We start from the raw sequence: 7989 nt of genomic DNA, 5'->3' as shown, positions 1-7989 counted from the left end.
GCCGACTTCCCACTCCCGTCCGCTGCCATGGCCCGGACGGCCTCGCCGTCAGCCGAAGGCGGCCAACAGCCGTCGCTCCTTGGCGGGTTCGATGCCGTGCCGGACCGCCGCCCCCGGCCGCCCCGTGCGCCCCTCGGCGTCGGTGTCCTCGACCGGTCCGCGCGTCCGCAGCCACTCCCAGGTGTCCCGCGCCGTCTCGGCGAACGGCCGGCAGCGCAGCCCGGCCGCCTCCGCCCGGCCGGTGTCGGCCAGCCAGACGCCCGCGAGCTCGGGCAGGTCCGGTGCCCAGAGGGGGAGTTCGGTCCACCAGCCGACCTGGTCCGGCCCCTCGGCGAGCAGCGGTCCGTCCGGGACCCAGACCAGCTCGGTGTCCGCGGCGCCCGCCACCTCCCGGCAGGTCTCCAGCCACTCGCCGAAGCGGAGCCGCCCCGGCGGCGCCGTGGTGACGAACCGCCCCGCCGTCCCGGCCGTCAGCAGGTCCAGCCCGAAGCCGGCGAAGTCCCGGACGTCGATCACCTGCATGGTCCGCCGCGGATCCCCCGGGGCGAGCACCCGCCCGCCGCGCGCCATCCGCTCCAGCCACCAGGGCAGCCGGCCGCCGAACTCGTACGGCCCGACGAGCAGCCCGCTGTTCAGCACCAGCGTGCGCCCGGCGCCGAACCCCGCCAGCACGGCGCGCTCGCAGCCGGCCTTGAGGGCGTTTCCGGGCGGCTGGTCGGGCGGGGTGTCGGCGGGGCAGGGGTGCGGCGCCGAGCCCTCGTCGACCACGTGGGCGGGCCAGTCGGCGAAGGCGTGCACGGAGGAGACGAAGGTGTAGTGGCCGGCCCGCTCGCGCAGCAGCCGGGCGCTGAGCGCGGCCTGGGCGGGCTGCTGGGCGGAGGTGTCGACGACGGCGTCCCAGCTGCGGCCGTCGACCAGCCGGGCGAGGTCCCCGGCGCTGTCGCGGTCGCCCCGGACGGCCTCGACGCCGGGCAGGTCGGCGGCGCTGCGGCCGCGGTTGAAGGTGGTCACCCGGTGGCCCCTGGCGAGGGCCTCGGCAGCGTAGGCCCGTCCGAGGAAGGACGAGCCCCCAAGCAGGAGGATCTTCATACCGACGACCTTCTCCCGGCCGCCCCGCCGGTACGCCCGGATTAGCGCTCAGCAGATCCCGGCAGCCGGAAGCCGCGCGGCGTCCGGTCCGACATGCCGCCCCACCCGGGCCCGCTTAGCATCCGAGGTGTACCGCGGTCGGCGACCGCACCCCTGCCCGGTGCGCGCCCCGGACGAAGGACCCGTGATGAACCAGCCCGAGCTGGAGGCCCTGGCCGCCGACGCGTACGTCTACGGCTACCCGCTGGTCGCCGGCCTCACCATGGTCGAGCGCTTCGACCGGGGCGGCCTGGGCACCCTGCCGGCGGCGCCGTTCAACCACTTCAGCCACGCCACCCGGCTGGCCGGCCCGGCCGACCGCTTCGTCTCGGTCAACAACGACACGGTCTACTCGATCGCCCAGCTCGACCTCTCCGAGGGCCCGCAGGTGCTGCGCGTCCCGGACACCGCGGGCGCCTACTACGTGCTGCAGATCATCGACGCCTGGACGGACAACGTCGCCTACCTCGGCCGCCGGGCCACCGGCACCGGCGCGCAGACCTGGCTGATCGTCCCGCCCGGCTGGCACGGCACCCCCTCGGACCCCGACGGGGTGATCGAGCTGTCGACCACCGTCGGCACCCTCGTCGGCCGCTTCGCCTGCGCCGGCCCGGACGACCTCCCCCGGGTCCGGGCCCTCCAGGCCGCCCTCGAACTGGAACCGCTGGAACCCGGAGGCCTGGTCGCCGGACTCCCCGAACCGGACGCGGACGTCCCCGAGCGGCTGGCCTTCTTCGAGCGGCTGCGGGTCTGGATGCAGGCCTTCCCGCCCGCCACCGCGGACATCGAGTACCAGCGCCGCTTCGCCCCGCTCGGCCTGCTCGACGACGGAGCCTCGCCGTACCGCGCGGCCGCCGCCGAATGGACGCTGACGCTGGCCAAGGGCCTGGCCGCCGGCCGCGAACGGGTCGAGGACGCCACCCGCCCGCCCGAGGACCACCCGCCCGGTGAGTGGCGCAGCGCGCTCCACCTCTTCGACTACAACACCGACCACCTCGGCCCCGGCACCCTGGACGACCCCGAGTGGCGCATCCCCGACCGCCGCGCCGCCTACCTCAGCCGGGCCGCCGCCGCCCGGGCCGGCCTCTGGGGCAACCACGCCTACGAGGCCTCGTACGCGATGACCTACGACGACTCCGACGGCCGGCCCCTCACCGGCCTCCACGACTACACCCTGCGCTTCGACCAGCCGCCCCCGGCCGGGGCGTTCTGGTCCGTCACGATGTACTCCGTCCCGGACTACTACCTGGTGGAGAACCCGATCGACCGCTACTCGATCGGCGACCGAACCCCAGGCCTGGTCCACGGCGAGGACGGCTCCCTCACCCTGACCCTCCAGCACGACCAGCCCGAGGACCCGACCGCCGCCGCCAACTGGCTCCCCACCCCACCCGGCGAGTTCCGCCCCATCCTCCGCATCTACCAACCCGAGCCCGCCGTCCTGGACGGCACCTACCAGGTCCCCCCGATCCACCGCCGCTGACCCCGGGCCCACCCCCGCACCCCGCCGCCCCTCGATTCCCATCCCCGCACCCCCTCGCCGCCACCCCGGCTCCCACCCCGTACGCAGCGCCGCCACCTCGGATCCCACCGTGCTGCCCCCGGCCCATGCCGCGCCCGCCCCGCCGCCACCTCGGACCCCACCCCGCACGCCCCGCCAGCACCCCGGATCCTGCCGCGCACGAGAAGTCGGCTGGGTCGACTTCTCGTGCGTTCCCGGTTTCGCGAGCAGGATTATGGCGGTCGGTCTACATATTCGGCTCCTGGCCTGCGCCCTCCCCGCGAGAAGTCGAACCGGCCGACTTCTCGCGCGCCCTGCCCTCAGGGTGCCGGCCGGGTGGGAGGGCCGCCGCGTTGCGTGGGCCGTCAGCGCTGCGACGGGGAGGCCGTTGCCGTGCCTGTCGGATGTGGCGAGGGGTTCGTGGCCGTGCCCGAGGGGGACGGGGAGGCCGTCGGCGGGTCGGAGGGCGACGGGGACGCGGTGGGTGCCGCCGTGGGTGAGGTGGTGGCGGAACCACTGGGCACCGGCACCGGCACCGGCACCGGCGTCGACGACGGCGACGGCGAGGTCGAGGTCGAGGTCGAGGTCGACGGCGACGGATCGGCCGGGGAGGAGGCGGAGCCGCCACGGTTGTGCGGCCCGCCCTCCAGGGTGACCACCGCCTGGGAGGGCGGCAGCGCGATCCGGGCGGTCCAGTGGGTCGTCGGCGCCTGGTCCTCGTCCACCGTCACGATCACGGTGATCCGCTGGCCGGGCGCCAGGGTGCCGGCGTCGCGGCTGAGCCGGAGCCAGTCGGCGTCCGTCGCCGCGTGCCAACGGATCTCCGTGGCAGCGGAGTTGGTGAGGGTGAGGATGGTCCGGCTGCCGTACTCGCCGGCCTCGACGGTGAGCAGCCCGGCCGGGGCCGGTTCGCCGGTGCCCGTCGCGGAGGCCTGGTCGGTCGCCGGGGCCGGCGTGGCGACCAGGGTCGGGCTGCTGAGCGGGGTCGCGCCGTGGGCCGGGACCGGGACCGCCGCACCCTGGAAGGTGAGCCGCGGAAAACCGGGAGGCAACGTTTCTGCATCGCCGACGCCGGCACCGCCCGTGACCATCCCGGGCCCGGCCCCCGCCAGCTCCATCCCGGGCATGCCGGGCGTACCCGGCCCCGCCAGACCGTCCACCGCGGGCCGCGGCCGCTGCCCGGTCGGCTGCCCGGCCGCGTCCACCCGTACCGCCGACACCGAGGCCGCCGATCCTGCCCCGCCACCGCCCCGGTGCCCGGCCCAGAGTGCGATCACCGGCGCCGCCAGTACGGCCGCCAGCACGCCGGTGGTCACCACCCGTCGGCGTACTGCCAACCCGCGCCCCGCGTCCGGCGCCCGGTGCCGGGGGAAGCCGCTCTGGTCGAACCGCAGCCCCGGCTCCGCCACCCGAGTACCCGCCACCCGAGCACCGGCCACCCGAGCACCCGCCCCCTGAGCAGCCACCCCGCCAGCGACCGCGGCGGCCCCGAGAAGACCCGTCGGAGCCCGCAGCAGCGCCAACCCGGAGAGCCCCGCCACGCCCTCCGCACCCTCCGACGCCTCGCCCGCGGCCACCCGCTCCGCCGTCCCCCGGCAGGTCGGGCAGTCCACCACGTGCCGCACCAGCTCCCGGCGCAGCGCCGGGCCGAGCACCCAGTCCCGCCAGGACTCCGCCCCGGCCCCGCCGAGCCGGTCCAGTTCCGGGCAGCTGCCCACGCCGAGCACCAGCAGTGCAGCCCTGGTCCGGGCCACCTCGGCCTCGGCCCCGGCCAGCAGGGCGCGGGTCCGTTCGAACGGCTGGCCCAGGACGGCCGCGACCTCCAGCGGGGTCAGCCGGTGCCGGACGGAGAGTTCCAGCGCCTCGCGCTGTTCCGGGTCGGTGCCGGCCGCCTCGGGCCAGGCGAGCGAGGAGAGCTCGCGCCGCCGCCGGGCCGTCTCGGCCTCGCCGGGCTCGGCCCGGGCGGTCCGCCCGGCCTCGGCACCGGTCGGACCCGGGCCCTCCCCGGCGAGCCGGCGCAGACAGCAGTACCGGGCCAGGGAGAACAGCCAGGCGCGCAGCAGCCCGGGTTCGGCCAGTCGGGCGCCGTGCCGTCGCGCCAGCTCGCGGACCTCGCGCAGGGCGTCGGCGGCCGCGTCGTGCTCGCAGAGCACCGAGAGGCAGTAGGTGAACAGGCCGTCCACCTGCCGGTCGTACGCCGCGAGCACGGCGGTGGCCCGCACCTCGGCCGGCCCGGCTGACCAGCCCGGCCCGCCCGACCCGGCAGGTCCGCCCGACCCGGCAGGTCCGCCCGATCGGGCCGACCGGGTCGGCCCGCCCGGCCCCACAGTTCTCGTCGTCACCCGTCCGACGGTAGAGAACGCGGACGGCTGATCCCGGCCATTCGCCGCGTATGTACTTCTTTCGGGTAACAACATCGCCCATCTGTGTGGACGCGCGGCCGCCCCGCCCGCGCACCGTGGTTGCCCGACCCGGACGCTGCCGCCGTTGTCGGACCCGGACGCTACGGTGGGCGGCATGCCTCCGCGTTCCAAGACCACCGCCAAGCCCCGCCCGGCGTACCGCTGCACCGAGTGCGGCAACCAGCTGCCCAAGTGGGTCGGCCGCTGCCCGGAGTGCAACGCCTGGGGCACGGTCGAGGAGTACGGCGCGGTGCCGATCCGCACCACGGCCGCCGGCCCGGTCAGCGCGCCCGCCCGCCCGATCGCCCAGGTGGACGGCCAGGTCGCGACGGCCCGTTCGACGGGCGTGCCGGAGCTGGACCGGGTGCTCGGCGGCGGCCTGGTGCCCGGCGCGGTGGTGCTGCTGGCCGGCGAGCCCGGCGTCGGCAAGTCCACCCTGCTGCTGGACGTCGCCGCCAAGGCGGCCACCGCGCAGCACCGCACGCTCTACGTCACCGGCGAGGAGTCGGCCGGCCAGGTCCGGCTGCGCGCGGACCGGATCAACGCCCTCTCCGAGCACCTCTACCTCGCCGCCGAGCAGGATCTCGGCGCGGTGCTCGGGCACATCGAGGCGGTCAACCCCGGCCTGCTGATCCTGGACTCGGTGCAGACCATCGCCTCCGCCGAGCTGGACGGCGCCCCCGGCGGCCCGGCCCAGGTCCGCGAGGTGGCGGGCGCGCTGATCCGGGCGTCCAAGGAGCGCGGCATGGCCACCCTGCTGGTCGGCCACGTCACCAAGGACGGCCAGATCGCCGGCCCGCGCCTGCTGGAGCACCTGGTGGACGTGGTGCTGAGCTTCGAGGGCGACCGGCACGCCCGGCTGCGGCTGATCCGCGGGGTCAAGAACCGCTACGGCGCCACCGACGAGGTCGGCTGCTTCGAGCTGCACGACGAGGGCATCGTCGGCCTGGCCGACCCGTCCGGTCTCTTCCTGACCAGGCGTGACAAGCCCGTCCCGGGCACCTGCCTCACCGTCACCCTGGAGGGCAAGCGCCCGCTGGTGGCCGAGGTGCAGGCGCTGATGGTGGATTCGCAGATCCCCTCCCCGCGGCGCACCACCTCGGGCCTGGAGTCCCCCCGGATCGCGATGATCCTGGCCGTGGTCGAGCGGCACGGCGGGGTGAAGCTCGGCAAGCAGGACATCTACACCGCGACGGTCGGCGGGGTGAAGCTGACCGAGCCTTCCGCCGACCTCGCGGTGGCGCTCGCGGTGGCCAGCTCCTCCACCGACACCCCGCTGCCCAGCAACCTGGTGGCGATCGGCGAGGTCGGCCTGGCGGGCGAGGTACGGCGGGTGACGGGTGTGCAGCGGCGGCTCGCCGAGGCGCACCGGCTGGGCTTCACCCACGCCCTGGTCCCGCCGGACCCGGGCAAGGTGCCGCCGGGCATGAAGGTGGTCGAGGTGGCCGACATCGGCGAGGCGCTGCGGGCCATCCCGGGCCGCCGCCGTGCCGCCGCCAAGCCGCGCACCGAGCCGCGCGGTGAGGCACCGTCGGCGCCGCCGTCCCCGCGCTCCGCAAGGGCCGCGGACCGCCCGGCGGCGTACCCCGAGGAGCTGATGGACGGCTGGGAGCCGCTCGACTCCGACGAACTGCGCTGACCCAAGCCCTGCCGAGGCCACACACAGTTAGACTTTCCCCAGTCTCATTGGCCAGAAGGCAGTACCGAGCGGTACTGAGCGACAGAGCAACAGACCGCGGACCGGCGCACGGCGTGAGGCGCGCGGCACGGGTCGACCGGAGGAGTCACGTGGCAGCCAGCGACCGGGGGGCGGACAAGGCCTCCCGCGAGGAGGCCCTGCTGCGGGCCTCCCTCACCGCCATCGCGCCCGGTACCGCGCTTCGTGACGGCCTGGAGCGGGTCCTGCGGGCCAACACCGGCGGTCTGATCGTGCTGGGCTTCGACCGGACCGTCGAGTCCCTGTGCACCGGCGGCTTCGTCCTGGACGTCGAGTTCAGCGCCACCCGGCTGCGCGAGCTGTGCAAGCTCGACGGCGCGGTGGTGCTCGACAAGGACATCACCAAGATCGTCCGGGCCGGCGTGCACCTGATGCCGGACTCGACCATCCCGACCGACGAGACCGGCACCCGCCACCGCACCGCCGAGCGGGTCAACCGGCAGACGGGCTACCCGGTGGTCGCGGTCTCGCACTCGATGCGGCTGATCGCGATGTACGTCAACGGCACCCGCCGGGTGCTGGAGGACTCCACCACCGTCCTGTCCCGCGCCAACCAGGCGCTGGCCACCCTGGAGCGCTACAAGCTGCGCCTGGACGAGGTGGCCGGAACGCTCTCCGCGCTGGAGATCGAGGACCTGGTGACGGTCCGGGACGTCACCGCCGTGGCCCAGCGCCTGGAGATGGTCCGGCTGATCGCCACCGAGATCGCCGGCTACGTGCTGGAGCTCGGCATCGACGGCCGACTGCTCTCGCTGCAGCTGGACGAGCTGATCGCGGGCGTGGAGCCGGAGCGCGAGCTGGTCGCCCGGGACTACTTCCCGGAGCGGGCCGCCAAGAAGGGCCGGACGGTCACCGAGGTGCTGGCCGACCTGGAGGCGCTCACCCACGCCGAGCTGCTGGACCTCCAGACCGTCGCCAAGGCGCTCGGCTACTCGGGCTCGCCGGAGTCGCTGGACTCGGCCGTCTCGCCGCGCGGCTACCGCCTGCTGGCGAAGATCCCGCGCCTGCCCAACACGGTCATAGAGCGCCTGGTCGAGCACTTCGGCGGCCTTCAGAAGCTGCTCGCCGCGAGCATCGACGACCTGCAGACCGTCGAGGGCGTCGGCGAGACCCGCGCCCGCTCGGTCCGCGAGGGCCTGTCCCGCCTTGCCGAATCGTCCATCCTGGAGCGCTACGTCTGACCGGACGCGCCACCGTACGGACGCCCGAACACCGCGACGGCCCCCGGGGAACCCTCCCCG

At 75.4% G+C, this 7989-nt stretch carries 5 protein-coding genes; 3 read left to right on the top strand and 2 right to left on the bottom strand.

Annotated elements, in window-relative coordinates:
• Positions 1 to 48: 48 nt before the first annotated feature.
• Positions 49 to 1089: an NAD-dependent epimerase/dehydratase family protein gene (locus tag ACFU6K_RS23200; protein ID WP_380665926.1), complete on the bottom strand. Its 1041-nt coding sequence runs from the start codon at positions 1087 to 1089 to the stop codon at positions 49 to 51.
• A 187-nt stretch (positions 1090 to 1276) separates the two neighbouring features.
• Between ACFU6K_RS23200 and ACFU6K_RS23195 the strand changes: the two genes are divergently transcribed.
• Complete coding sequence (locus ACFU6K_RS23195) at positions 1277 to 2611, top strand: DUF1254 domain-containing protein (protein WP_380665924.1); 1335 nt, start codon at positions 1277 to 1279, stop codon at positions 2609 to 2611.
• A gap of 383 nt (positions 2612 to 2994) precedes the next feature.
• On the opposite strand, the gene ACFU6K_RS23190 is transcribed toward ACFU6K_RS23195, so the two are convergent.
• Positions 2995 to 4851, bottom strand: a complete 1857-nt coding sequence (locus ACFU6K_RS23190) for a sigma-70 family RNA polymerase sigma factor (RefSeq protein WP_380665922.1) — start codon at positions 4849 to 4851, stop codon at positions 2995 to 2997.
• A gap of 295 nt (positions 4852 to 5146) precedes the next feature.
• Between ACFU6K_RS23190 and radA the strand changes: the two genes are divergently transcribed.
• Complete coding sequence (gene radA, locus ACFU6K_RS23185; RefSeq protein WP_380665920.1) at positions 5147 to 6670, top strand: DNA repair protein RadA; 1524 nt, start codon at positions 5147 to 5149, stop codon at positions 6668 to 6670.
• Positions 6671 to 6870: 200 nt separating this feature from the next.
• Positions 6871 to 7929, top strand: a complete 1059-nt coding sequence (disA, locus tag ACFU6K_RS23180; RefSeq protein WP_049659060.1) for a DNA integrity scanning diadenylate cyclase DisA — start codon at positions 6871 to 6873, stop codon at positions 7927 to 7929.
• Positions 7930 to 7989: the final 60 nt, after the last annotated feature.

Source organism: Kitasatospora sp. NPDC057512 (assembly GCF_042802135.1).
Classification (GTDB): Bacteria; Actinomycetota; Actinomycetes; order Streptomycetales; family Streptomycetaceae; genus Kitasatospora.
Note: the sequence above shows the minus strand (reverse complement) of the source record. Positions and strands in the feature narration are given on the sequence as shown.